The sequence below is a fragment of the Micromonospora sp. WMMA1949 genome (assembly GCF_027460145.1).
Taxonomy (GTDB): Bacteria; Actinomycetota; Actinomycetes; order Mycobacteriales; family Micromonosporaceae; genus Micromonospora.
The window spans coordinates 5,345,368-5,369,115 of the sequence record NZ_JAPZBG010000001.1; the positions used below are offsets into that span (position 1 = coordinate 5,345,368).

The 23,748-nt window shown below is 73.4% G+C and carries 25 protein-coding genes and 1 pseudogene; 14 read left to right on the forward strand and 12 right to left on the reverse strand.

Annotated features, from left to right (window positions below; translation table 11 throughout):
* Positions 1–28 precede the first annotated feature (28 nt).
* The gene (locus O7607_RS24900) at positions 29–1,195 is read left to right on the forward strand and encodes an LLM class flavin-dependent oxidoreductase (RefSeq protein ID WP_269705628.1); all 1,167 of its coding nucleotides are present in this window, start codon (positions 29–31) and stop codon (positions 1,193–1,195) included.
* Between the two features lie 55 nt (positions 1,196–1,250).
* On the opposite strand, the gene O7607_RS24905 is transcribed toward O7607_RS24900, so the two are convergent.
* The 7 genes from O7607_RS24905 to O7607_RS24935 all read right to left on the reverse strand — a co-directional run bounded on the left by O7607_RS24905 (position 1,251) and on the right by O7607_RS24935 (position 6,788).
* Positions 1,251–1,760, reverse strand: a complete 510-nt coding sequence (locus tag O7607_RS24905; RefSeq protein ID WP_269705629.1) for an NUDIX domain-containing protein — start codon at positions 1,758–1,760, stop codon at positions 1,251–1,253.
* A gap of 40 nt (positions 1,761–1,800) precedes the next feature.
* Complete coding sequence (locus O7607_RS24910; protein WP_269705630.1) at positions 1,801–2,361, reverse strand: NADAR family protein; 561 nt, start codon at positions 2,359–2,361, stop codon at positions 1,801–1,803.
* 411 nt (positions 2,362–2,772) lie between these two features.
* Positions 2,773–3,414, reverse strand: coding sequence for an SRPBCC family protein (locus tag O7607_RS24915; protein WP_269705631.1), 642 nt, complete (start codon positions 3,412–3,414; stop codon positions 2,773–2,775).
* A complete protein-coding gene (locus tag O7607_RS24920) occupies positions 3,411–3,776 on the reverse strand; it encodes an ArsR/SmtB family transcription factor (RefSeq protein WP_269705632.1) in 366 nt (121 codons plus the stop codon). Before O7607_RS24920 ends, O7607_RS24915 begins: the two co-directional genes overlap by 4 nt.
* Before the next feature lie 91 nt (positions 3,777–3,867).
* Positions 3,868–4,542 carry a peptidoglycan recognition protein family protein gene (locus O7607_RS24925; protein ID WP_269705633.1) on the reverse strand — a complete coding sequence of 225 codons (675 nt, stop codon included), beginning with the start codon at positions 4,540–4,542 and terminating at the stop codon, positions 3,868–3,870.
* Positions 4,543–4,613: 71 nt separating this feature from the next.
* Entirely contained in the window at positions 4,614–5,360 is a 747-nt protein-coding gene (locus O7607_RS24930) for a lysozyme (protein ID WP_269705634.1), read from the reverse strand.
* Between the two features lie 126 nt (positions 5,361–5,486).
* Complete coding sequence (locus O7607_RS24935) at positions 5,487–6,788, reverse strand: flavin monoamine oxidase family protein (RefSeq protein WP_269705635.1); 1,302 nt, start codon at positions 6,786–6,788, stop codon at positions 5,487–5,489.
* A 147-nt stretch (positions 6,789–6,935) separates the two neighbouring features.
* Here O7607_RS24935 and O7607_RS24940 point away from each other — a divergent pair, with 147 nt between their 5' ends.
* The 8 genes from O7607_RS24940 (at position 6,936) to O7607_RS24975 (ending at position 14,251) form a co-directional block, all read left to right on the forward strand.
* On the forward strand, positions 6,936–7,286 hold the full coding sequence (locus O7607_RS24940) for a YciI family protein (protein WP_013286726.1): 351 nt from the start codon (positions 6,936–6,938) through the stop codon (positions 7,284–7,286).
* A complete protein-coding gene (locus O7607_RS24945) occupies positions 7,283–8,488 on the forward strand; it encodes an RNA polymerase sigma factor (protein WP_269705636.1) in 1,206 nt (401 codons plus the stop codon). The genes O7607_RS24940 and O7607_RS24945 overlap by 4 nt, the downstream gene beginning before the upstream one ends.
* Positions 8,489–8,629: 141 nt before the next feature.
* A complete protein-coding gene (locus tag O7607_RS24950) occupies positions 8,630–9,457 on the forward strand; it encodes an ABC transporter ATP-binding protein (protein ID WP_269705637.1) in 828 nt (275 codons plus the stop codon).
* A complete protein-coding gene (locus O7607_RS24955; RefSeq protein ID WP_269705638.1) occupies positions 9,454–10,170 on the forward strand; it encodes an ABC transporter ATP-binding protein in 717 nt (238 codons plus the stop codon). The genes O7607_RS24950 and O7607_RS24955 overlap by 4 nt, the downstream gene beginning before the upstream one ends.
* Before the next feature lie 14 nt (positions 10,171–10,184).
* Positions 10,185–11,063, forward strand: coding sequence for a branched-chain amino acid ABC transporter permease (locus O7607_RS24960; RefSeq protein ID WP_269705639.1), 879 nt, complete (start codon positions 10,185–10,187; stop codon positions 11,061–11,063).
* A complete protein-coding gene (locus tag O7607_RS24965; RefSeq protein ID WP_269705640.1) occupies positions 11,060–12,205 on the forward strand; it encodes a branched-chain amino acid ABC transporter permease in 1,146 nt (381 codons plus the stop codon). Before O7607_RS24960 ends, O7607_RS24965 begins: the two co-directional genes overlap by 4 nt.
* 52 nt (positions 12,206–12,257) lie before the next feature.
* Entirely contained in the window at positions 12,258–13,529 is a 1,272-nt protein-coding gene (locus O7607_RS24970; protein WP_269705641.1) for an ABC transporter substrate-binding protein, read from the forward strand.
* A 95-nt stretch (positions 13,530–13,624) separates the two neighbouring features.
* A complete protein-coding gene (locus O7607_RS24975) occupies positions 13,625–14,251 on the forward strand; it encodes a TetR/AcrR family transcriptional regulator (protein WP_269705643.1) in 627 nt (208 codons plus the stop codon).
* A gap of 38 nt (positions 14,252–14,289) precedes the next feature.
* Here the strand turns inward: O7607_RS24975 and O7607_RS24980 are convergent, their stop codons facing one another.
* From O7607_RS24980 to O7607_RS24995, 4 genes and pseudogenes are all read right to left on the reverse strand, one after another.
* Entirely contained in the window at positions 14,290–14,877 is a 588-nt protein-coding gene (locus O7607_RS24980; RefSeq protein WP_269705644.1) for a cysteine hydrolase family protein, read from the reverse strand.
* A gap of 10 nt (positions 14,878–14,887) precedes the next feature.
* Positions 14,888–16,976, reverse strand: a pseudogene (locus O7607_RS24985) (amylo-alpha-1,6-glucosidase).
* Entirely contained in the window at positions 16,969–17,337 is a 369-nt protein-coding gene (locus O7607_RS24990; RefSeq protein ID WP_269705645.1) for an SCP2 sterol-binding domain-containing protein, read from the reverse strand. Before O7607_RS24990 ends, O7607_RS24985 begins: the two are co-directional and overlap by 8 nt.
* Positions 17,338–17,420: 83 nt before the next feature.
* On the reverse strand, positions 17,421–17,837 hold the full coding sequence (locus O7607_RS24995; protein WP_269705646.1) for a MarR family winged helix-turn-helix transcriptional regulator: 417 nt from the start codon (positions 17,835–17,837) through the stop codon (positions 17,421–17,423).
* A 96-nt stretch (positions 17,838–17,933) separates the two neighbouring features.
* Between O7607_RS24995 and O7607_RS25000 the strand changes: the two genes are divergently transcribed.
* The 3 genes from O7607_RS25000 to O7607_RS25010 all read left to right on the forward strand — a co-directional run bounded on the left by O7607_RS25000 (position 17,934) and on the right by O7607_RS25010 (position 21,084).
* Positions 17,934–19,715 (forward strand): ABC transporter ATP-binding protein, encoded by a 1,782-nt coding sequence (locus tag O7607_RS25000; protein WP_442929542.1) that lies wholly within the window; start codon positions 17,934–17,936, stop codon positions 19,713–19,715.
* 103 nt (positions 19,716–19,818) lie between these two features.
* Positions 19,819–20,376 carry a M23 family metallopeptidase gene (locus O7607_RS25005; RefSeq protein WP_104114101.1) on the forward strand — a complete coding sequence of 186 codons (558 nt, stop codon included), beginning with the start codon at positions 19,819–19,821 and terminating at the stop codon, positions 20,374–20,376.
* A gap of 78 nt (positions 20,377–20,454) precedes the next feature.
* Positions 20,455–21,084, forward strand: coding sequence for a VOC family protein (locus tag O7607_RS25010; protein WP_269705648.1), 630 nt, complete (start codon positions 20,455–20,457; stop codon positions 21,082–21,084).
* A gap of 10 nt (positions 21,085–21,094) precedes the next feature.
* Here the strand turns inward: O7607_RS25010 and O7607_RS25015 are convergent, their stop codons facing one another.
* Positions 21,095–21,973, reverse strand: a complete 879-nt coding sequence (locus tag O7607_RS25015) for a hypothetical protein (RefSeq protein ID WP_269705649.1) — start codon at positions 21,971–21,973, stop codon at positions 21,095–21,097.
* A gap of 333 nt (positions 21,974–22,306) precedes the next feature.
* Between O7607_RS25015 and O7607_RS25020 the strand changes: the two genes are divergently transcribed.
* Both O7607_RS25020 and O7607_RS25025 read left to right on the forward strand, forming a co-directional pair.
* The gene (locus tag O7607_RS25020) at positions 22,307–22,852 is read left to right on the forward strand and encodes a hypothetical protein (RefSeq protein WP_269705650.1); all 546 of its coding nucleotides are present in this window, start codon (positions 22,307–22,309) and stop codon (positions 22,850–22,852) included.
* Between the two features lie 216 nt (positions 22,853–23,068).
* Positions 23,069–23,686: a hypothetical protein gene (locus O7607_RS25025; protein ID WP_269705651.1), complete on the forward strand. Its 618-nt coding sequence runs from the start codon at positions 23,069–23,071 to the stop codon at positions 23,684–23,686.
* Positions 23,687–23,748: the final 62 nt, after the last annotated feature.

Genomic DNA, 23,748 nt, shown 5'->3' on the forward strand with positions numbered 1-23,748 from the left:
CCGGCCGATCCCGCACCGGAGGTACACGATGTCGCTCACCTTCCACTGGTTCCTGCCGACCTACGGCGACAGCCGGGACATCGTGGGCGGCGGCCACGGCGTACCGGTCGGCACCGCCGGTGGCGCCCGGCCCGCGAGCGTCGCGTACCTGGGACAGATCGCCCGCACCGCCGAGCAGCTCGGCTTCGCCGGTGCGCTCACCCCCACCGGCGCCTGGTGCGAGGACGCCTGGCTGACCACCGCCATGCTCACCGAGGTGACCGAGCGGCTGAAGTTCCTCGTCGCGTTCCGGCCCGGCCTGCTCTCACCCACCCTCGCCGCGCAGATGGCGTCCACGTTCCAGCGCCTGTCCGGCGGGCGGCTGCTGCTCAACGTGGTCACCGGCGGCGAGTCCGCCGAGCAGCGGGCGTACGGCGACTTCCTGGACAAGGACGCCCGCTACGCGCGTACCGACGAGTTCCTGCACGTGGTGCGGGCGCTGTGGCGCGGCGAGACGGTCGACCACGACGGCGCCCACGTGCGGGTCGAGGGCGCCCGGCTCAGCCGGGTGCCCGACCCGGTGCCGCCCGTCTACTTCGGCGGGTCCTCCGGCGCGGCCGGTCCGGTGGCGGTCCGGCACAGCGACGTGTACCTGACCTGGGGCGAGCCGCCCGCGCAGGTGGCCGGCAAGCTGGACTGGATCCGCGGGCTCGCCGCCGAGGCCGGTCGCGAACTGCGCTACGGCATCCGGCTGCACGTGATTAGCCGCGACACCGCCGAGGAGGCGTGGGCCCAGGCCCGCAAGCTGCTCGACGGCATCCCCGAGGCCGACGTACGCGCGGTGCAGGACGGGCTGCGGCGCAGCGAGTCCGAGGGGCAGCGGCGGATGCTCGACCTGCACGGCGGCTCCCGCGACGGGCTGGAGGTCTCACCGAACCTGTGGGCCGGATTCGGGCTGGTACGCGGCGGCGCGGGCACCGCACTCGTGGGCAGCCACACCGAGGTCGCCGACCGGATCGCCGAGTACCACGCGCTCGGCCTGGACGAGTTCATCCTCTCCGGCCACCCGCACCTGGAGGAGGCGTACTGGTTCGGCGAGGGCGTCCTGCCGATCCTGCGGCGGCGCGGGCTGTGGCGGCACCCGGCGGGTGAGCCCGGAGTCGAGGCACCGGCCGCCGTGCCGTTCTCACCCCAGCCCGTCCCGGCCCGCGGCTGACCGTCGCCGCGTCGTGGCCGCCGCTGTGGTGCCGGCGGCCACTGCCGTGCTCCGGTCAGAGTGGGCGTTGACCGGCGAGGAAGTCGGCGAGCACCCGGGTGTGGGTGGAGAAGGCCAGCTCGACCGGATCGGTGAGCACCAGCCACTCGGTGGCCTCCTCGGTCGGCGCCGACGGCGGCAGGTCACCGACCGGCCGCTCGGGCAGCACGCCGAAGACCATCATGGTGCCGCCCGCCGGGGCGCCGTGCACCGCGAACAGCCGCGCCTCCCCGGCCTCCGCCAGCAGCCCGGTCTCCTCGCGCAGCTCACGCACGAGCGCCTCGGACCACTCCTCGCCGTACTCGATGAAGCCGCCCGGCAACGCGAGCTGCCCCCGAGCCGGTTCGATGTCGCGGCGCACGACCACCACGCCGACACCCTGGGGCGTACGGACCGGCAGCACCGCCACCGCCACCGGCAACGGATTGCGCCACACCGTCTCGCCGCAGGAGGAGCAGACGCGCGGCCACCCGGCACCCGCCGGGTAGGCCGCGCCGCAGAACGAGCAGTGCGAGTACGCGGTCACGCCGCAGCACGTTACCCGCATCGCCGGCTCGATCCAGGCGTCACCCCCTCGGGCGGGCGAGCCGGGCGCGGGCCTCCATCAGGGCGAACCCGAGCAGGTTGCCGCCCCGCCAGGTCGCCGGGTCGGCGGTGCGCGGGTCGTCGGCGGTCAGGCCGATGCCCCAGACCCGGTCGGTCGGGCTGGCCTCCACCAGCACCCGGTCGCCGGTGCCGAGCAGGAATCGCCGCAGCGCCTCGTCCTGCGAGAACTTGGCGACGCTGCCGGCCACCACGATCTCGTAGCGGCGGGCCACCCAGGTCGCCTCGTCGAAGTCGCGGACCTGCCGGCCGAGCGCCTTGGCCCGGTGCGGATGCCCGGCGCCCAGCACCCGCTCGGCGATCGCGTGGTCGCCGAAGAGGGTGGCCTTGTGCCACATCATCCAGTGTTCGGCGGTGGCGAACTCGCGCGCGTCCACTGTGAACGCCGACGGCCACCACTGGCTCAGGCAACTCGCGCCGACGCTGCCGTCACGCCGTGGCCGGTGCCCCCAGAAGTGCAGGTACGTGAACGTCTGACCGGCCTGGAGGGCGGCAGTCAGGTCGGCGACGGTACGGATCGACATGCCCCGCAGTCTGCCCCACCCCACCGACATCTCACCGCCGCTTTTCGCCCCGGACAAGGCACCTGCGCCCCCGACAACGCGCCACTCTGCCGCCTCTCGTCACCGACGTTGCCCGAAGCCCGTCTCCTGCCCGCCGCGCAGGGGCGGTATCCCACGTTGAAGGAAGCGCGTTCCGCATCCCGGGACCGAGGGAGATCTTGGTAGCAACAGGCCCCTATGAGGGCCCTTTGCTACCAAGATCTCAAAGAGCCCGGCGGGGAGCCGCCAGGGCGGCCGGTCAAGCGTGTCATGGGACGCCCCGCGGCCCTTGTCGATCTTGCACTTTGGTGCCCCGCAATCCAGGTGAAAACGGCCATCGCAGGGGCTCGAACTGCAAGATCGGCGAGGAGGGGCGGGGGCGGCAGGGCGGGGTCAGGGCGTGGGGGAGCCGGTGTAGAAAGCCTGTACGCGGGCGCCTGCGGCGTGCGCCTCCTCGGCGGGAGTGCCGGCGGCGATGCTTGCCTCGGTCCAGCTCCCGCTGGACTCGGTGACGAAACGACGGCCCTCGTCCGAAGCCATCCAGTCGGCTGCGGCGGCCGGGTCGACGCCCTCGCCGGCGGCGGCGAAGTGGGAGGTCAGCCCGACCAGGGCCAGGTCCCAGCCGATGCCGACAGCGCCCGGGCCGTACTCGGCCCACCGCTGGTCGTCGACGTGCGCGACATGTTCCAGCTCGAAGCGGGTACGCCCCGGACCGGCCTCGCGCAGCCGCACCTCGATCCAGCTCACCTCGTCGCCGAACTCCCAGGTGGCGGCGAAGCCGTACGGCGGGTCGCAGCGTTCGACGGTGCCGCCGGCGTTGCCCTCCAGTTGGTACCGGCCGCCGAGCCTCAGGTCACCGGAGACCGGCAGGAACCAGCGGGGTATCCGTTCCGGGTTGGTGCAGGCGTCGAAGACGTCGGCGACGGGCGCGTCGTACGTCTGGGCGATGGTGAGCACCCGCGCCTGCCCGGCGGGCAGCGTACGGTCGCCGATGCGGCGCTCGACGGCGCTGATCTGTCCGGTCACGTCGATCACGGTTCGGTCCTCTCGTCGTCTGTGGTGTTCTCGCGCAGCCGTCGTTCGCGGCGGCCCCGGGCCAGTTCGGTGGCGAGCGCCGCCAGGGGCGGGGTCCAGAAGCGGCGGAACCCGTCCAGCCACGCGTCGATGTCGCGCAGCGGGGCGGGGTCCACGGCGTAGAGGCGGCGGGTGCCCTCGGCGCGCACGGTGGTGAAGCCGTGCTCGCGCAGCACCTTGAGGTGCTGGGAGACGGCCGGCTGGCTGATGCCGAACTCGCGGCGCACGGTCTCGCCGAGCACGCCGGCCGGTTGCTCGCCGTCGGCGAGCAGTTCCAGGATCCGGCGGCGGACCGGGTCGCCGAGGACGTCGAAGGCGTGCACCACACCTTTGTATCAGACCGGACTTATATAAGCCAGCACTGACGTACGCGGGGCGCCCGTCGCACCCGGGCGCCCCGCGTACCCCCGTTTGTCAGCCGCCCAGGCGGGCGGCGACGGTACGGCGCAGCTCGGGCAGGCGGTCGTGCAGCAGCCCCGGGCACTGCGTGTTGTTGAAGTCCTTGTGCCCGTAGATCTCGGTGGGCGCGATGCCGTACTGCTGGCAGGTGAACGCGCAGAACGTCACCAGGCTGTTCCAGAGCGCCTGCGGCGGCTGCACGTCCACGTAGATGCCGTCGTTCTCGATGCCGATCGCCTGGCTGTTCTGCCCGACGCAGTGCGCGCCCTGCACCATGGTCTGGCCGTGCAGCAGCGCGTAGAGGCTGCCGTGCCGGCCCTCGGTCAGGTAGCCGCCCCGGCTGTTGGTGAAGTGCTGCCCGGAGTCGAGCCAGCCGTTGCCGTCCATGTGCAGGTTCTGGATGTCGCGGGAGTTGCGGTACGCCTGGGCGAGGCTGTAGTCGGTCGTGTTCGGGAACGCCGTGTGGTGCACGATGATCTTGTTGGGACGGCTGGCCACCACGCTCACCGGCGACGAGGGCGGGCGGGCGCCCCAGGTCGCGCAGTTGGCGATGGTCGGCTGATCGACCCGGGTGGCGGCGGCCCGCGCGTCGGGGCCGGAGCCGATCTGGGTCAGCGCGCCGACGCCGGCGGCTGCGCCGAGCAGGACCGCGCCGCGCAGCACGGCCCGCCGGGGGACAGGAACAGACATCGCAGCTCCTCGGGAGAGAGAGGCGGCCGGGCGTGGCGGGACCGGCACCGCCCGCCACGCCCGGGCCGGGGTCAGCAGGGTCCGTTGCAGGCCAGGACGCGCAGCCGGTCGAGCGAGCCGTTCCACACGTTCTGGTCACCGGGGAAGACGCCGGAGGAGGACCACTGCCAGAACGAGTACGTGCCCCAGCCCGCAGGCAGCGTGCCGACGCTGCTCGAATAGCGGGCGATCCACAGCGGGTTGTTCGCGGCGAACTGTGCGGTGTTGCCGGTGCAGGTGCTCCACCAGTCGGTGGTGGTGTAGATGGTGGCCCACCGGCCGGTGCGGGCGTAGTACTGGTTGACGAACGAGGCGATCCAGCTGCGCATCGACGCCTGGCTCAGCCCGTAGCAGGTCGCGCCGTACGGGTTGTACTCGATGTCCAGCGCGCCGGGCAGCGTCCGCCCGTCCTTGGACCAGCCGCCGCCGTGGTCGACGAAGTAGTTGGCCTGGACGGCGCCGCTGGTCGTGTCGGGGCGGGCGAAGTGGTACGAGCCGCGGATCATCCCGACGTTGTACGAGCCGTTGTACTGCTGGGCGAAGTACGGGTTGGTGTAGTACGTGCCCTCGGTCGCCTTGACGTAGGCGAACCGGGCGCCGTTGGCCCACGCGCCGGACCAGTTCACGTTGCCCTGGTAGCTGGAGACGTCCATGCCGGGCAGTCCGGCCGGGGCGGCGGAGGCGGGAGCCGTCCCGGACAGGGTCGCCGCGGCGACGGTGACGGTGGCGAGCAGCGCGGCTCCGGCCGCGCGCAGCGCCGATCGGATCGACCTGTGCATCTGTCCTCCCTGGGGGTTGCCGCGCTCCGGCGGCGGGAGTATGACGAAAGGAACTGTCGTCATTAGGGCACAGGGCGGAGAAACTTTTCAATAGACTGCATCGAAGAATCTCACTGGATCAGGTGCTCAGCCGAGCTGGGCGAGCACCTCGGCGGCGGCGCGCTCGCCGGCGGTCACCGCGCCCTCCAGGTAGCCGCTCCACCGGGTCGCGGTCTCGGTTCCGGCCCAGTGCAGCCGGCCCACAGGCGTCCGCAGTTCCGGGCCGTACGCGCACCACGCGCCGGGCGGCAGGACGCCGCAGAAGCAGCCGCGCGTCCACTCGTCGGCCGACCAGTCGTACTCGACGAGGTCGTCGGGGTGCGCGGCGGCCGGGCCGAAGATCGCGGCGAGCGCCTCGCGCAGCGCGTCCCGGCGCGCGTCCTCCGGCAGCCGGCGCAACGCCCGGGCCTGCGCGCCGTAGCTGAACGCGGTGAGCACCCCGCCCGGCACGCCCGGCAGCGAGTTGTCCACCGTCTCGGTGAGCGGCCCGGTGTCGGTGCTGGACACCCCGGAGCGGCCGTCGGCGCGCCAGAACGGTTCCGGGTAGAGCGCGTGGACCTTGAGCGCCACGCCCATCGGCGTCCGCTGGGTCAGCCCGTCGCGCAGCGGGGGCAGCGGCGGGTCGTACCGGATGCGCCCGGCCAGCGCCGGTGCCAGCGCGACCACCACGGCGTCGCCGCGGTACGTCTCGCCGCCGGCGCGGAGCCGCACGCCGTCGCGGTCCTGCGCGACGCCGTCCACCGGGGTGCGCAGGCACAGGCTCCCCGACGGCAGCGCGGCGGCCATCCGCTCGGCCAGCGCGGCCGGACCACCGGCGATCCGGTCCTGCTGGGCGCCTCCGGCCATGCGCAGCAGCGACCGGGTGCCGCCGCCGCTGCGCAGGTAGAACAGCATGTGTAGCAGCGACACCTCGTCCGCCGAGGCGGCCAGCAGTCCACCGGCGAGCATGCGTGCGGCGTAGCGGGAGGTGACCGGCTCGGCCCCGCTCGCGTCGAGCCAGCCGCCGAACGTGGTCCGGTCCCACCGCGCCGCCTCCTGCGCCCGCCACGGCGCGGCCGGGTCGAGCCCGGCCGCCATCTCGTCGAGCGTGCCCAGCAGCGCGGACAGCCCCGGCGGCTCGCCGGTGGCCGGACGTCCGCCGAGCAGCAGCGTCGGCGCGCCGTGCGCGGGGGAGGGAAACGTGGTCAGGCCGTACGCGGCGACGAGCGCGTACATCCGGTCCTGGGTCGGGCCGATCCACTGCGCGCCGAGATCCAGCCAGCCGCCGCCGGGTAGCGGGCGGCTGCGCGTCCGGCCGCCCACCCGGTCCCGGGCCTCCAGCACCCGCACCTGCGCGCCGGCGGCGTCCAGCGCGAGCGCGCAGGCCAGACCGGAGAACCTGGCGCCCACGACGACGACCCGGTGGCGGCGCACGCGACGGCGTACCCCGCTCCCGGCCGGATTCACCCGGCCCGGCGTGTCGAAACGGGCGTCAGTCGTTCGTGTGGAGGGTGAGAGGACGGCGCGGGGCCGTCCGGCGGTGACGAGGAGAAGCCGATGAAGCAGTACCTGATCAGCATGTACCAGCCGGCCGGCGAGGGCCGCCCGGACCCGGAGTTCCTGGCCGGGGTGATGCGCGAGGTCGAGGCCATCGGCCGGGACCTGCGGGAGGCGGGCTGCTGGGTGTTCGGCAACGGCCTGCACGACCCGCAGACCGCCACCGTGCTGCGCCCGGCCGGCGACGAGGTGCTGGTCACCGACGGGCCGTTCGCCGAGGGCAAGGAGTACCTGGGCGGCGTCACGATCATCCGGGCGCCCGACCTGGACGCGGCGCTGGACTGGGGCCGCCGCTACGCGCTGGCCACCACGCTGCCGATCGAGGTCCGCCCGTTCCAGGGCGAGGGATGACCGCTGTCGAACGGGTCTTCCGGGCCGAGTACGGCCGCGCGGTAGCCGTCCTGGTCCGTCTCCTCGGCGACATCGACCTCGCCGAGGAGGCGGTTCAGGAGGCGTTCACGATCGCGGTGACGCGCTGGGCCGCCGACGGGCCGCCGCCCAGCCCGGCCGGCTGGATCATCACCACCGCCCGGAACCGGGCGATCGACAGGTTGCGCCGTGAGGCCACCCGGGCCGCCCGGCACGCCGAGGCCGCCCTGCTGCACGCCGCCGACCCGCCCGCCGAGGAGGGGCCCGTGCCCGACGACCGCCTGCGCCTGATCTTCACCTGCTGCCACCCGGCGCTCGCCGCGCCCGCCCGGGTGGCGTTGACGCTGCGCCTGCTCGGCGGCCTGAGCACCGCCGAGATCGCGCGGGCCTTCCTGGTGCCGGAGCCGACCATGGCGCAGCGCCTGGTCCGGGCCAAGGCGAAGATCCGTGACGCCGGCATCCCGTACCGGGTGCCACGCGACGCCGACCTGCCGGACCGGCTGCGCGGGGTCCTCGCCGTGGTGTACCTGATCTTCAACGAGGGGCACACCGCGAGCGTGGGGGAGCGACTGGGCCGCGCCGAGCTGGGTGCCGAGGCGATCCGGCTGGGCCGGCTGCTGGTGAGGCTGATGCCGGACGAGCCGGAGGCGCTCGGCCTGCTCGCGCTGATGCTGCTCACCGAGGCCCGCCGCGCCGCCCGTACCGGCCCGGACGGGGTGCCGGTGTCGCTGTCCGAGCAGGACCGCGGCAGGTGGGACCGGGAGCTGATCGCCGAGGGGCAGGACCTGGTCCGCCGGTGTCTGCGGCGGGGCCGGCCCGGCCCGTACCAGATCCAGGCCGCGATCGGCGCGGTGCACGCGGACGCGCCCACCGCCGCGGCCACCGACTGGGCCCAGATCCTCGCGCTCTACGACCAGTTGGCCGCCGTCGCGCCCGGGCCGGTGGTGGCGCTGAACCGGGCGGTCGCGCTGGCCGAGGTACGCGGACCGGAGGCGGGACTGGTCGAAGTGGACCGCCTGGACCTGGACGGCTACCACGTGTGGCACGCGATCCGGGCCGACCTGCTGCGCCGCCTCGATCGTCCGGCGCAGGCCCGGGCCGCGTACGACGCGGCGATCGCCGGCACCGGCAACGCGGCGGAGCAGACGTTCCTGCGTCACGCCCGCGACCGCATGCCGGGATGATCACACAGACAGTGCACGTTGGAGGCCGGCAACCCCGGTAGGCGAACCGTGATCGTCGGGGCCATTGACGCGGCGGCAGAGAAAAGTACACTCCCGGTGTAATTAGTTTTCCCGTGCTCCCACGACCGGCACGAGGTGACGATGAGCCCACCGGCCGCCCCCGCCGACGAACCGGGCCTGGCGCTGCACCACGTCGGCGTACGCTTCGGCGGCCTGGTCGCCCTCGACGACGTCTCGCTGCGCGTACCGCCCGGCCGGGTGGTCGGCGTGATCGGGCCCAACGGCGCCGGCAAGACCACGCTGTTCAACGTGGTCTGCGGCTTCGTCCGGCCCACCGAGGGTTCCCTCACCCTGGACGGCCGGCCGTTCCGGCCCCGCCCGCACCAGCTCACCGGGCTCGGCATCGCCCGTACGCTCCAGGGCGTCGGGCTGTTCGGCGGGCTCACCGTGCGGGAGAACGTGGTCGCCGGGGCCACCCACACGGCCCGCGCCGGTTTCGCCGCCGCGCTGTTCGGCCTGCCCCGCAGCGACCGGGACGAGCGCCGGCTGCACGCCCGCGCCATGGACCTGCTCGCCGAACTGGGCATCGAGAAGTACGCCGACGCCGCCCCGGCCACCCTGCCCTATCCGGTCCGCAAGCGGGTCGCGCTGGCCCGCGCGCTGATCGCCCGCCCCCGGCTGCTGCTGCTCGACGAGCCGGCCGGCGGCCTCGGGGCCGACGACGTGGCCGAGCTGGCCGACCTGGTCCGCGGGCTGCCCGACCGGGAGGACGGCTGCGCCGTGCTGCTCGTCGAGCACCACATGGACCTGGTGATGTCCGTCTGCCACGACCTCGTGGTGCTCGACTTCGGCAAGGTGATCGCCGCCGGGTCCCCGGAGAGCATCCGCGACGACCCCCGGGTGACCGAGGCGTACCTGGGCGCCGACGTGCCCGCCGAGCCGACCGAGCCCGCCGGGAGCGCATCGTGACCGCCGTGCTCGAGGTCGAGGAGCTCAGCTGCGGCTACGGTCCGGTGCCGGTGCTGCGCGACGTCGCGTTCACCGTCCCGGCCGGGACCGTCACCGCCGTGCTCGGCGCCAACGGCGCGGGGAAGACCACGCTGCTGCGTACCCTCTCGGGTCTGCTGCGGCCCACCGGCGGCCGGGTCCGGTACGCGGGGGAGGACCTGCGCGGCGTCCGGGTCGAACACCTGGTCCGGCGCGGTCTGGCGCACGTGCCGGAGGGCCGCGGCGTGGTGACCGAGCTGACCGTGGCGGAGAACCTGCGCCTCGGCGGGCTGTGGCGGCGCGACCGGGCCGACGCCCGGCGCGCGCAGGACGAGGTGTACGAGCTGTTCCCCGCGCTGGCCCGCCGCCGCGACCACGCCGGGCACCAGCTCTCCGGCGGGGAACGGCAGATGCTCGCGATCGGCCGCGCGCTGATCGCCCGGCCCCGCCTGCTGCTGCTCGACGAGCCGTCGCTGGGCCTGGCGCCCAAGGTGGCCGCGCAGATCATGGCGCTGCTGCGGCGGCTGCGCGACGAGCGGGGGCTCACCGTGCTGCTCGTCGAGCAGAACGTGCGCTCCGCGCTGTCCGTCGCCGACCAGGGCATCGTCATGTCGCTCGGCCGGGTGGTGACGGCCGCGCCGGCCGCCCGGCTGCGCGACGACGACCAGCTCCGGCACGCGTACCTCGGATTCTAGGAAGGGGGTCGCGGATGGAGCGGTTCTGGTTCCTCACCTTCGACGGGTTCGCCTCCGGGGCGGTGTACGCGGCGTTCGCGCTCGCGCTGGTGCTCATCTGGCGGGCCGCCCGGGTGGTCAACTTCGCCCAGGGCGCGATGGCGGTGGCCACCGCCTACGTCGGGTACGCGGTCGTCTCCGCCACCGGCTCGTACTGGCTCGGCCTGGCCGCCGCGATCCTGTCCGGACTGGCCCTGGGCGCGCTCGTGGAGCGGGTGCTGATGCGGTTCGCCGGTCCCGGCGGCCCGCTCAACCAGGTGATCGTCGCGCTCGGGCTGGTGCTCGTCATCCAGGCCGTGCTCGGCATGGTCTTCGGCAACGACTACCGGCCCGCCCCGGCGCCGTTCGACACCGACGCGCTCACCATCGCCGGCGTGGCCGCGCTGTCCCCGTACGACCTGTGGGTGCTCGGCGCGGCGCTGACTGTGGTGGCGCTGCTCGCGGTGCTGTTCACCCGTACCCCAGTGGGGTTGCGGATGCGGGCCGCCGCGTTCGCGCCCGAGGTGTCCCGGCTGCTCGGCGTCAGCGTCGGCCGGATGCTCACGCTGGGCTGGGCGCTGGCGGCGGGCGTCGGCGCGCTCGCCGGGATGCTGGTCGTCCCCACCGGACTCGGCCTGCACTCGCACGCCATGGACCTGGTCTTCGTGGTCGCGTTCACCGCCGCCGTGGTCGGTGGCCTGGACAGCCCGGTGGGCGCGGTGGTCGGCGGCCTGCTGGTCGGGCTGATCCTGTCCTACGTCACCGGCTACCTGGGACCGGACACCACACCGCTGGCCGTTCTGGTGCTGCTGCTGGCCGTCCTGCTGGTCCGCCCCGGCGGGCTCTTCTCCGCGGCGAGAGCGAGGCACGTGTGACGAGCACCCCCACCAAGATCGCGGCTGCGGCGCCGTCCCCGCTGCGCCGCCTGCTCCCCGGCGCACCGGCCGGACGCGAGGCGCGCGGCTCCACGCTGCTGCGCCACCTCGCCGTGGCCGTGTTCGCCGGCACGCTCGTCGTGCTGGTCACCAACCAGCTCGCGCCGTACCAGAATCTCCAGGTGGCGCGCGTGTGCGCGTTCCTCTGCGTCACCGCCGGGCACACCGTGCTGGTCGGGCTCAACGGCCAGCTCTCGCTCGGGCACGGCGCGCTGATGGCCACCGGCGCGTACACGACGGCCCTGACCCAGCGGGCCCTGGACGAGCGGGGCGTGTCCGGCTGGTGGACGCTGCCCGCGTCGCTGCTGGTCGCCGTCGCGGTGACAGCGCTCGGCGGGCTCGTCGTCGGGCTGGCGGCGGCCCGGCTGCGCGGCCCCTACCTGGCCGGCGTGACGCTCGCCGTGGCGACGCTCGTCCCGGCGGTCACCACGATCTTCACCGGCGTGTTCAACGGCGAACAGGGTCTGTCGTTCCCGGCGCAGACGCCACCGGCCGCGCTCGGCGCCTACTTCCAGCCGGAACGCTGGCTGGCCTGGATCGCGCTGGCCGCCGCGCTGCTCACCATGCTGCTGCTGGCCAACCTGGTCCGCAGCCGCTTCGGCCGGTCCCTGCGGGCGGTCCGCGACGACGAGGTCGCGGCCCGGCTCGCCGGCATCCCGGTGGCCCGCACGCAGGTGCTCGCCTTCGTGGTGAGCGCCGCCTGCGCCGGGCTGGGCGGCGGCGTGTACGCCCTGCTCACCGCCACCGTCGCGCCCGGCAAGTTCCCGCTGGACCTGTCGCTGTTCCTGCTGATGGCGATCGTGATCGGCGGGCTGGGCAGCCTCGCCGGCGCGGTCTGGGGAGCGGTGCTGCTGGTCGCCCTCCAGGACCTGCCCGGCCTGCTCACCGAGCACCTCAGTCTGTCCGCCGGGCTGGCCCAGCGGCTCGAGGGCAACCTCGCGCTGGCCGTGTTCGGCCTGATCCTCATCGTCGTCATGCTCGCCGCACCGGGCGGCCTCCAGGGCGGGGTGCGTGCCGTCGGCACCCGGCTGCGCGCGGTGCTCCGCCGCCGCCGTACCCCCCGCCGGTCGCCGGACCGCTGACCTCACCGGTTCCACCCACACCGTTCGCACCGTCGCACCGGAATGGAGAACCATGCGCCCCACCACCCGCCGCGTTCTCGCGGCCGCCGCCGGCCTGGCCCTGCTGGCCGCGTTGCCTGCCTGCGCCGACGACGAGAAGCAGGCCGCCGAGAACGTCCCCGGCGTCAGCGACTCCGAGGTCGTCATCGGCACCCACCAACCGCTCACCGGACCGGCCGCCCCCGGCTACTCGAAGATCTCCGCCGCCACCAAGGCGTACTTCGAGCACGTCAACGCCAAGGGCGGCGTGCACGGCCGGAAGATCGTCTACAAGGTCATGGACGACGGCTACAACCCGGCCAACACCGAGAACGTGGTCCGCAAGCTGGTGCTCGACGACAAGGTCTTCGCGCTGCTCGGCGGCCTCGGCACGCCCACGCACACGAACGTGCTGGAGTTCGTCAAGACGCAGAAGGTGCCGGACCTGTTCGTCGCCTCCGGCAGCCGCAACTGGAACCAGCCGGACAAGTACCCGACCACGTTCGGCTGGCAGCCCGACTACACGGTCGAGGGCAAGATCCTGGCCACCTACGTCAAGAAGGAGTTCCCCGGCGCGAAGGTCTGCCACTTCGGGCAGAACGACGACTTCGGGCGGGACTCCCTGGCCGGCGTCGAGCAGATCCTCGGCCCGGTCGCGGCGAAGCAGACGTACACCACCACCAACCAGCAGGTCGGCCCGGCGATCGGCGCGCTGCGCGCGGCCGGCTGCCAGGTGGTCATCTCGGCGACCATCCCCGGCTTCACCGCGCTCGCCATGGGCCAGGCCGCCGGGCAGGGCTTCAAGGCGCAGTGGGTGGTGTCCAACGTGGGCGCCGACTACACCACGCTGTCCGCGCAGCTCGGCGACAAGAAGGTGATCCTCGAGGGCATGGTCGCCGACAACTACCTGCCGAACGTGAGTGACACCGCGAACCCGTGGATCCAGGAGTTCACCAAGATCCACCAGAAGTACAACGCGGGCAACCCGGTCGACGGCAACGCGATCTACGGCTACTCGATGGCGTACACGTTCGTGCAGGCCATGCTCGCCGCCGGGCCCGACCCCACCCGGGAGAAGCTGGTCGAGGCCGTGCGCAAGGGCGGCTTCCGCGGGCCCGGCCTGGTCCCCTTCCGGTACGCCGACGGCGTGCACGCCGGCTACGGCGGCGTCCGGCTCACCAAGGTGAGCAACGGCGCGCAGGCGTACTTCGGCCCCGCGTACACCACCGACGACGGTGACGGCGCCGTCACCGAGTTCACCGAGCCGCCGACGAACCCGCCGGCGGACGCCGTTCCGACGTCCTGACCGCGGTGCTGTCGCCGGGTGGCCGGGTGCCGGCCGCCCGGCGACACGCACGTAGAGTGGCCGCCGGCAGACGAGCAACAGGAGATCCCGTACCCATGATCGAGCTGGAGACCGACCCGCCGGAGCGGGTGGACGGCCGAGCGGCGCGGGCCGAGCGGACCCGGGCCGCGATCGTGGAGGCGCACCTGGCCCTGATCGACTCCGGTGACCTGCGGCCCACCGGGGAACGGATCGCCGAGCGGGCCGGGGTGTCGCTGCGCACGCTCTGGACCAACTTCAAGGACATGGAGACGCTGTTCGCCGCGACCGGGCGGCGGGTCGGCGAACGGCAGGCCGCGCTCTGGCAGCCGGTGCCGCCGGAGCTGCCGCTGACCGCCCGGATCGCCGCGTTCTGCGACCAGCGCGCCCGGCTGCTGGAGGTGCTGGCGCCCTCGGCTCGCGCGTCGGCGCTGCGGGAGCCGTTCTCCCCACAGCTGCGGCGCAACCGGGAGGCGGCGGTCACCCGGGTCCGGCAGGAGATCGAGGCGGTGTTCGCCCCGGAGCTGGCGCAGGCCGGGCCGGGGCAGGCGCAGTTGCTGGACGCGTTGACGGTGGCCGGCACCTGGTCTTCGTGGTCGATGATGCGCGACTCGATGGGGCTCGACGTGGAGACCGCCCGCGCCGTGATGGCGCGAATGCTGGGCGCGCTGCTGGTCGACGCGATCGCCGCCGGCCTGCGCTGAGCGCCCCGCCGGCCTGCGCTGAGCGCCCCGGCGGCCGGTCAGGCGACCTCGCCGGTGGTGGCCACCTCGCCCAGCTGGCCCAGCGTGCTCAGGTAGGCGTCGTGCAGCTCGTCGGTGGCCGCCGTGCACGCGTCGGAGACGGTGACGATACGGTACCCGTGGTCGACCGCCTGGTAGGCGGTGGAGGCGACGGCCAGGTTCGTCGCGACACCGGTGAACACCACGGTCCGCACGCCCCGGCCGCGCAGGATCACGTCCAGGTCGGTGCCGGAGAATCCGCCGAGCCGGGTGGAGGTGACGACGACGTCGCCGGGCTGTCGCCCGACCTCGTCGACGATCCGGGTCTTCGGGTCGCCCTCCAGAAACGCCCCGCGCTCGGCGATCATGTCGAAGCTCGGGGTGTTGGCGATCAGGTCGGGATAGCCGGGCCGGTAGGCGACGCGGGTGAAGACCACGAGGCCGCCCGCTGCCCGCGCGGCGGCGGCGACCCGGGCCGCGTTCGCCGCCACGCCGTGCCGGGTCACCTGGCCGGCGAAGAACGGGCCGAAGACGCCGTCCGGGCTGACCACCTCGTGTTGCCAGTGGACGCCCACCACAGCGGTGTGTGCCCAGTCGATGCGCTGCATGTCGGTCCCGTCACGGTGCGGAGAGCTGCTGCGGCGCCAGCTCGTAGCGGCTCAGGCCGCCGGCGGCGGTGCTCCTGCCGAAGGCGTCCCGGCGTCCCCAGCGGCCGGGGACATCGAGCAAGGCCACGTAGTCGAGGCTAGCAGGCAGGGCGGGCCGGGCCACGAGATCGTCGCCGACCGGCCGGAGGCCGAGCATCGTCCGCAGGAGCAGCAGCGGGGCCCCGGCCGACCAGGCCTGCGGGCTGCACGCGGTCGGGTACCGGATCGGGTAGCGGGTCTCGGACCGGGCGTGCCCGGCGAACGCCTCCGGCAGCCGGCCGTCGTAGAAGGCCGCCGCGTCCAGGATGCCGGCCGCGATGCGGGCCGCCTCCTCGGCATACCCGTAGCGCCGCAGGCCCCAGGCGATGAACGAGTTGTCGAACGGCCAGATGGTCCCGACGTGGTAGCCCACCGGGTTGTAGCGGGCCTCGCCCTCGGCCAGCGTGCGGACACCCCAGCCGCTGAACATCGCCGGTGACATCAGGTGCCGCACCAGGGCCTCGGCCTTCGGCTCCTCGACGATGCCGCTCCACAGCAGGTGGCCGATGTTCGACGACAGGGCGTCCACCTTGCTGCCGTCGCCGTCGAGCGCCAGCGCCATGTACTCGCCGTCGTCGATCCAGAAGTCGTGGTTGAAGCGGCGCTTGAGGTCGGCGGCGTCCCGCTCCAGCCGGTCCGCGTACGCCGGGTCGTGCCAGATCTCGCGGGCCAGCCGGGCGGTGCGCACCTTCGCGTCGTACGCGTACCCCTGGAGTTCGCAGGTGGCGCGCGGGAAGCCCGGCAGTCGGCCGTCGCGGTGGGAGATGCTGTCCCACGAGTCCTTCCAGCACTGGTTCTCCAGACCGTTCACCGGGTTGCGCCGCTCGTAGGAGACGTAGCCGTTGCCGGCCCGGTCGGCGTAGTGGTCGATCCAGTCGACGGCCGCCCGCGCCTCCTGCTCCACCGCGCGTACGAGGGCGGCGTCGCCGGTCCACCGCTCGTACTCGTCGAGCAGCACGAGGAACAGGGGAGTGGCGTCCGCGCTGCCGAAGTAGGGGCTGTGCGGTGTCTCGTCGAAGACGGTCAGCTCGCCGTAGCGCATCTCGTGCAGGATCCGACCCGGCTCCTCCTCCCGGAAGTCGTCGATCCGGCTGCCCTGGCGGAAGGCGAGCACGGTGAGCGTGGTGGCGGCGAGTTCGGGTGCGAACGGCAGCGCCTGGAGGCTGGTGAGGATGCTGTCGCGGCCGAACAGGCACATGAACCAGGGCAGCCCGGCGGCCAGCACACACCCGGTCCCGGCGAGGAACGGGCTGAACCGCAGCGCGGCCAGGTCGATGAGGGCTCTGCCGGTAGGTGTTCTGCAACGGTCCCCAGCTGGTCTCCAGTCGCGGCGCCCGGTCCAGCCACTCCCGTAGTTCGCCTGCCTTGTTCCGCTCGGCGCCGGCGGCCCGTCCCGGCAGGCGCAGCCGCTCCAGACCGCGGGGCAGGGGGAGATCCGGCTCGGCGGTCAGCCGGGTCTGCCACCGGCCGTGCGGTTCGATGTGCACGCGCAGCGTCAGGCCGTTCTCGTCCACCTCCGCCGGTGCCGTCGCGGACACGATCGTCTCGCGGCGGTAGCGTTCGCGCTGGTAACCCAGGACGAGTCGCGGGCCGTCGACCCGTCGGTAGTGCCGCCCCTCGCGGTTCGTCGTGCCCTCCTTGACCGCGAAGAGGTCCGCGAAGTCCGCGTCCACCTCGATCCGTACGGTCAGGTCGACGGGCAGCCGGTCGTTGTTGACGAGGAGCAGGTCCTCCTGGAGCCCGGTGTCGAGCCTGTGGGTCCGGCGCACCTCCAGCGTGCTGTTGACGTAGACGTCCTGACTGCCCGGAACCAGGTAGAACCGGTTCTCGAAGTACTGGATGTCGTCGATGGACAGCGTGCTGAGCGGCTCGCCGTCGATGGTGAGCTGCCACCGGGACAGCAAGCGGGTGTCGTGGGCGAACAGGCCGTGGGTGGCGTCGGCCGCCGGGACGATGTCACCCGCCCGGTCACAGACCAGGAAGATCGTCCCGTCGAAGATGCCGACGTGGTCGTCACCCATCGTCGTCTCCCCGGTGTCGTTCCGGGCGCGAGCCGGGCGGGGAGGGGAACAGCCGGCGCACGGTCGCGAACAGCCGCGGGCTGCCCTCCACCTCGGCCTCGCCGCGCAGGACCGTGGTCAGGAAGTACGACTCGCCCCGCGCGATCCGGTCGAAGACGGCCCGGTCCGCCCGGACGACCGCGTCCCCACCGGTGGCCTGCCGCGCCGCGGTGACCTCGCCCCGGGCGATGGAGACCAGCCAGTGGTCGACCGACCCGTCATCGGCGAGGTCGAACCGGACGGTGCCCTCGTGGAGCGCGGTCAGCCCGCGCTGCCGGCGCTGCCCCAGGCCCCGGAAGAACTCTTCGGTGGCGTCGACCATCGGCCCTCCTTCCGATGGCGCTATTCCCCGCTACGGGGCCTGTCGCCTCACCCGGAACGGGTGAAATCGGGGAGGCCGGAGACCTAGTCCTCGCGCAGGCGGCGCAGGATCCGGGCCAGCTCGGCCCGGTCGTCGGGCGTGAGCACGCCGAAGAACCGTTCCGCCTCGGTGGCCCGCGCCTGCCGGATCGCCGTGCCCACCCGCTCGCCCTCGGCGGTCGGGGCGACCAGCGTGGCCCGCCGGTCGGCCGGGTCGGGCCGGCGCTCGACCAGGCCGCGCTCCTGCAACCCGTCCACCACCTCGGTGGCCGAGCGCGGGGCGATGCGCAGGTGCTCGGCGAGCGCGCCGGGCCGCAGCGCGCCGTGGCGCATCAGCACGCCCAGTGCCCGCGCCTGCCCGGGGCTGATCTCCCACGGTTCGAGCGCGCCCTTGGTCTGGTGCCGCAGCCGGCGGGTCACCGCCCAGAACGTCTCGGCCAGGCTCTCGTCGCTGCCGCTCACGGGGAATACGGTAGCAGGCTTTCGTGTTGTTCCCTCATGTTGAGGTAACCTCAGCATCGTCCCCCGCCCCCCGCATGAGGAGCACCCTTGGATCGCATCCCCGACGGCCGCCGTGACGGCCGGACCGTTTCCCCCGCCGAGAAGGCCCAGGCCCGCTCGGTGTCCCTGCGCCGCATCGGCGGTCTGTTCACCGCCCACCGCGGCCCGCTCGCCACCGTGGTGGCGATCATCGTGGCGTCCTCGATCATCGCGATGGCGACGCCGTTCCTGCTGCGTACCGTGATCGACAGGGCCCTGCCCGAGCGTGACCTGACGCTGCTGGCCTGGCTGGTCGCAGGCATGGTCGCGGTCGCCGCGGTCACCGCCGTGCTCGGCGTCGCGCAGACCTGGATCTCCACCCGCGTCGGCCAGCAGGTCATGCACCGGCTGCGCACCGACGTCTTCGCCCACCTCCAGCGGCAGTCGATCGGCTTCTTCGTGCGCACCCGCACCGGCGAGGTCCAGTCGCGCATCACCAACGACATCGGCGGCATGCAGGCGGTGGTCACCTCCACCGCCACCTCGATCGCCGCCAACCTCACCACAGTGGTCGCCACCACGATCGCCATGCTGGCGCTGAGCTGGCGGCTCACGCTCGTCTCGGCGGTCGTGCTGCCGCCCGCACTCTGGCTCACCCGCCGGGTCGCCCGGCTGCGCCGGGAGATCACCGCCCAGCGCCAGCGCGAACTCGCCGACCTCACCGTGACGATCGAGGAAGGGCTGTCCGTGAGCGGCGTCCGGCTGGCCAAGACGCTCGGCACCGGCCCGGCCCTGGTCGACCGGTTCACCGCCTCCTCGGCCCGCCTGGTCGACCTGGAACTGCGCTCCGAGCTTGCCGGCCGCTGGCGGATGGCCGCCATGAGCATCGTCTTCGCCGCCATCCCCGCGGTGATCTACCTCGGCGCCGGGCTGCCCGGCACCGCCGGCACGCTCACCATCGGCACGCTCGTCGCGTTCACCGCGCTGCAGGGCAACCTGTTCCGGCCGCTGATGGGGCTGCTCAACGTGGGCGTCACGCTCACCGCGTCCCTCGCCCTGTTCGCCCGCATCTTCGAATACCTCGACCTGCCCGTCGAGGTCGCCGAGCCGGACCGCCCGGTCCCGCTCGACCCGGCCACCGCCCGCGGCCACCTGCGGATCGAGGACGTCACCTTCAGCTACCCGGGCAGCGACACCGCCGCCCTGGCCGGCGTCAGCCTGGACGTCCCGGCCGGCACCAGCCTCGCCCTGGTGGGGGAGACCGGGTCCGGCAAGAGCACGCTCGCCGCGCTGATCAGCCGCCTGCACGACCCGGACGCCGGCCGTATCACCATCGACGGGATCGACCTGCGCGACCTGCGCCCGGCCGACCTGGCCGCCGTCGTCGGCGTGGTCAGCCAGGAGACGTACCTGCTGCACGGCACCGTGCGGGACAACCTCCGGTACGCGCGCCCGGACGCCACCGACGCCGACATCGAGGCCGCCGCCCGCGCCGCCCGCATCCACGACCTCGTCAGCGCGCTGCCCGACGGGTACGACACCATGGTCGGCTCACGCGGCCACCGGTTCTCCGGCGGCGAGCAGCAGCGCCTCGCGATCGCCCGGACCCTGCTGCGCGACCCGCGGATCCTGGTGCTGGACGAGGCGACGAGCGCGCTGGACACCGAGACCGAGCGCGCGGTCCAGCGGGCGCTGGACGAGCTGGCCCGGGGCCGGACCGTGGTGACCATCGCGCACCGGCTCTCCACGGTCCGCGACGCCGACCGCATCGCCGTGCTCGACCACGGCCGGATCGTCGAGTCCGGCACCCACGACGCGCTGCTGGACCGGCGCGGCCGCTACGCCGCCCTGGTCGGCTGACCGTAGGAAAGTTTTGGCCGGGCATTCATCCGTGTAGCTATTTACCCGACGTCCGCGCGGCCCATAGCATCGACCCAGATCACTCGATGCGAGGAGGGGAACGATGTCGCTGATGACCACCGCCGCCCGGTGGCGCGTGCCGGCGCTGCTCACGACCGCAGTCGTCGCCGGGGCGATGCTCGGTGTGCAGCCCGCGCAGGCCGCCCGGCCGGGCTTCCGGATGCCGTTCCTGTGCGGCCAGACCTGGCAGGGCAACAACTGGAACGGGCACAGCCCGGCCCACGCCATCGACTGGAACCACTACGATGCCAACGGCAGCCCGGACGACCTCAACCGCCGGACGGTCGCCAGCGCCGCCGGCACCGTGCTGGAGTCGTACTACTCCACCACCTCCGGCTACGGGAACACCATCGTCATCGGGCATGGCGACGGCTGGCGTACCCGGTACGCCCACCTGAACTCGCGTGCGGTGGCCAAGGGCGACACCGTGAAGCGCGGCGACGTCATCGGCCGGGTCGGCGCGACGTCGGCGAAGTACGACCTCAGCCCGCACCTGCACTACGAGCAGATCCACAACGGCAGCGTCGTGGTGGCCGTCGTGCAGGGCGTGACCTGGTCAGACGGGCTGAAGCGCAACCAGAAGAGCACCAACGGCTGCTGAGCCGGGGCGTCAGTCGCCGGGCCGAAAACCCGATCTGCAACACGTGATTCGCGGAGCGTCAATGGGTAGAGTGGCGCGGTGCGCGGTGGGGTGCAGGCTCAGGTGCCGGTGCTGTACGTCGACGACGTCGACGCGGCCGGCCGGTTCTACGCGTTGTTCGGCTACACCGGGCGGCCCGGGGCGGCCGGCCGGACGCCCCTGCGCTGCGGCGACCTGACGCTGCTGCTCGTCGAGGGCACCCCGGTCCCGGCCGCGCTGTACCTCCATGTCGACGACGTCGCCGCCACCGCCGAGCGCCTGGCAGCAGCCGGTCACCCCGTCGACCACGTGCCGGAAGGGGAGTGCCGCACCGTCGATCCCGACGGCAACACGATCCTGTTCACCAGGCCGTGCGTCGTGCCCGCCCCGCCCGCCGACCCGGACGGGCGGCCCGCGCCGGTTCGCCGGGCCGCCCAGGTCGCGGCCCGGCGTGACGGCGCCCCCGGGCACTGCCAGATCGGCGGGCCGCGGGGCGAGCCCTGTGTCGAGCCGGCCGAGGTCAAGCTCGCCGACTCGTGGGGCGACACGGCGTGGGGCTGCCTGACCCACGCCGACGAGACCCTGGTCAACGCGCGCGGCGCGTTCCTGGCCACCGAGGACGCCACCGGGCTCGCCGCGTACCTGGCCGCCCGCCGGACCCGCCCCGACGAGGCCGCCGTCGCGGGCTGACCGTCCGGGCTCAGACCCGGGGCGGCTCCGGGCCGTCCGGCCGGGGTGGCCGCTGTCCCGGGGCCGGGCGCGGCGCGGGTGGGGGGAGCAGCGGCTCCAGCGGGGTGAACGACTCCACCGGCCCGTCCGGCCGCGACCCACGCCGCGCCCGTCCCGCCGGCTCACTCCCGTCGGCCGGCGCGGTCGTGGCTGCCGGCCCGCTCGTGCCGGCCCCTCGTGTCGCGGGCGGCCCATCCGGCGGGCGGTCGCGCCGCTCACGTTCCTCGGCGTACTCGGCGCGGCGGCGGGCCAGGTCACGCTCGCACTCCAGCGCGATGCGCTGCTCCCAGTACGGCTGGAGCAGCTTGCGCACCCGCTCGTCCAGGTGCACCGTGACGTCCGGCTCGCAGGCGAACGTCACCTCGCCGCGCGCGTACGTCCAGGGTGGTGGGTCGTCCTCGGCGAGCGCGGCGGTCAACGCGGCGTGCAGGTCGCGCGGACGGTGCGGTGGCACCTCTGCCGCGCACCGCACCGCCAGCCGGTGCAGGCGCTGCGCGGCCTGTTGCTGGAAGTAGTCCACGTACCAGCCGAACAGCTCCGGCCGGGCCGAGTCCGACGACCAGGTGTAGGTGGCGCGGACCAGGAACACGTACACCTGCCCCTGCGCCGGCACCGTGAGCGGCTCCGGGGTGCGCCTGTCGACGGTGGTCACCGGCGTCGGTGGTTCCTCGGTCCACCACAGTTGCCGCAGCGTCGGCTGCGCGCCGTCCCAGAACCGCCGGGTCCGCACCCGCGCCGCCTCGCCGAGCGCCCGCGCCCGTCCGGCCCAGCGCCGCCGCCGGCTGTCCACCGGCGCGCCGGGCTTCGGCCGGCCGTCGCCCGCCCCGGGTTCCTCCGGCACCGCGGTCATCGCACCCCCTCCATGCCGGACGGCAGCACCGCGTCCCGCGGAGTCACCGGGACGCGCGGGCCGTCGTGCGAGGGGTGGCCGGATCGCCGTGGCGGTCCGCGAACCACGCTAACAACCCCGGCCGGTGTACGCGCGCAGCCGCGCGCACGGCGCCTCCGCCCGGCCTGCTGACCGATCGGACGAGCCGCCTCGTAGTCCTATCCGTGGGACTCGACCAGCGTCGGTCCCGTTCACGGGACCGACCATCCAGACTCGATCGGCACACCTTGATCCGTGTTCGAAGCGCTTCGTAGCGTGAGACTCCGCGAATCCTTCGGGGGAGGGCCAGACCGCATGGGCGTAGACGCTCGCCACACCGCCGGCCGCACCGTGCACTACCTGCGGTCCCTCGCCGAGCGGCAGTACGACCGGGTCTGGACCCCGGACTTCCTGCACCTCACCCCGGACGTGCAGGGCTTCGCCGTGTTCCACCGCGGCGGCCTGGTGCTGGTCTACGGCGCGGTGTCGCCGAACGACCCGGCCCGCTGGGTCTTCCGGATGGCGTGCGTGGCCGGCGCCGACGTGCCGGACATCTCCGGGGCGATGGCCTGGGCGAACATCAGAAACCGGCTGGCCGAGGCCGGGCGCTACTACTGCGTCGTGAAGGCCGACCAGAGCGCCTGCCACGTGGTGTTCGCGCTCGACCTGCGCAGTCCACTGCTCGACGACGTCACGGCCCCGGACGCGCAGGCGGCGCGGGAACTGCTGCACTTCTCGCTCGCGGTGTGCGTGCACAACGCCGTGGCAGACTTCCGCGACCTGGCGTCGTATCTACCGGCGCGGCCCCTCGCCCCGACCGAGATCGACGCCTGGACGCTGTTCGCCGGCACCCAAGACTGATGGTCTACGTGCGGTTGGAAGCGCTTGGCGTGATCCGGCGGCACCGAGGCAAGGGCATCTTCATCACCGATCCGAGAGTTTGGGCCGCAGCCATTGGGGGTCGATTCCGTCCGACCGGCATCCACACTTCGCAGTCGCCGGTCGTGTCGAGCTCAATACGAGCCGCCAACCCGCGATAGCGTGGTGATCCACAGAATTCAGGCGGGATGGCGGTTGGTGAACGTGCTGGAGATCCTGGCGACGCAGTTACCCGCTCTGCTCGGTGTCCTGGTCGGTACTGTGGGCACGATGCTCGCCACGGGCCTGAACGAGCGAACCCGGTGGCGCCGGACGCAGACGGTCAGGTGGGACGAGCGGCGTCTAGACGCATATGTGGAATTGACGAAAGCGGTCAAAGAGATCCACGCCGTGGCCACCCGAATGCTCGGAGAGCATCGGCCTAACGCGAGGCGACCGGCGATGGACCGGAACGAAGGACTGGCTCGGCTGGCGGAGGCGGACGTCCGGCATACCCTGGCCTGGGAGGCGGTGCTGCTCCTTGGTGATGAGATCACCGTCCGCGCTGCTGCTGAGTGGCGGCACGCCGTGCGCGACATCGAGTCGGCGGCGCGTGCGCTTCCCCTTCCCCCAACGGACGTATCGGGGATGATTCATCGGGCCGACGTCGGTCGTGACGGCTTCTACCGGGCAGCGCGGCAGAGCCTCGGTGTCCGCGGGGGGTCGGTGGAGCAGGTGAGGCGCCTACTCCCGAAGTCCGGCAGAGCGACCCCTGCGGTGCTGTTGCACCGCCAGTCCTCGGCCCTGGATGCAAGCGACGATCGGCTATCCGGTTAGGACGTTTCCGGGATGGAGATTGCGTCTCGGTGCCCCGTACCGTTGCAGTTTCGGTGACCGTG

Coding starts and splice junctions, on each gene's coding strand:
- O7607_RS24990 (WP_269705645.1), bottom strand. CDS start 17,337: ATGGTCGACGCCACCGAAGAGTTCTTCCGGGGCCTGGGGCAGCGCCGG.
- O7607_RS24980 (WP_269705644.1), bottom strand. CDS start 14,877: ATGCAGCGCATCGACTGGGCACACACCGCTGTGGTGGGCGTCCACTGG.
- O7607_RS24975 (WP_269705643.1), top strand. CDS start 13,625: ATGATCGAGCTGGAGACCGACCCGCCGGAGCGGGTGGACGGCCGAGCG.
- O7607_RS25005 (WP_104114101.1), top strand. CDS start 19,819: ATGTCGCTGATGACCACCGCCGCCCGGTGGCGCGTGCCGGCGCTGCTC.
- O7607_RS24950 (WP_269705637.1), top strand. CDS start 8,630: ATGAGCCCACCGGCCGCCCCCGCCGACGAACCGGGCCTGGCGCTGCAC.
- O7607_RS24900 (WP_269705628.1), top strand. CDS start 29: ATGTCGCTCACCTTCCACTGGTTCCTGCCGACCTACGGCGACAGCCGG.
- O7607_RS24960 (WP_269705639.1), top strand. CDS start 10,185: ATGGAGCGGTTCTGGTTCCTCACCTTCGACGGGTTCGCCTCCGGGGCG.
- O7607_RS24945 (WP_269705636.1), top strand. CDS start 7,283: ATGACCGCTGTCGAACGGGTCTTCCGGGCCGAGTACGGCCGCGCGGTA.
- O7607_RS24910 (WP_269705630.1), bottom strand. CDS start 2,361: ATGTCGATCCGTACCGTCGCCGACCTGACTGCCGCCCTCCAGGCCGGT.
- O7607_RS24940 (WP_013286726.1), top strand. CDS start 6,936: ATGAAGCAGTACCTGATCAGCATGTACCAGCCGGCCGGCGAGGGCCGC.
- O7607_RS24925 (WP_269705633.1), bottom strand. CDS start 4,542: ATGTCTGTTCCTGTCCCCCGGCGGGCCGTGCTGCGCGGCGCGGTCCTG.
- O7607_RS24970 (WP_269705641.1), top strand. CDS start 12,258: ATGCGCCCCACCACCCGCCGCGTTCTCGCGGCCGCCGCCGGCCTGGCC.
- O7607_RS25020 (WP_269705650.1), top strand. CDS start 22,307: ATGGGCGTAGACGCTCGCCACACCGCCGGCCGCACCGTGCACTACCTG.
- O7607_RS25015 (WP_269705649.1), bottom strand. CDS start 21,973: ATGACCGCGGTGCCGGAGGAACCCGGGGCGGGCGACGGCCGGCCGAAG.
- O7607_RS24930 (WP_269705634.1), bottom strand. CDS start 5,360: ATGCACAGGTCGATCCGATCGGCGCTGCGCGCGGCCGGAGCCGCGCTG.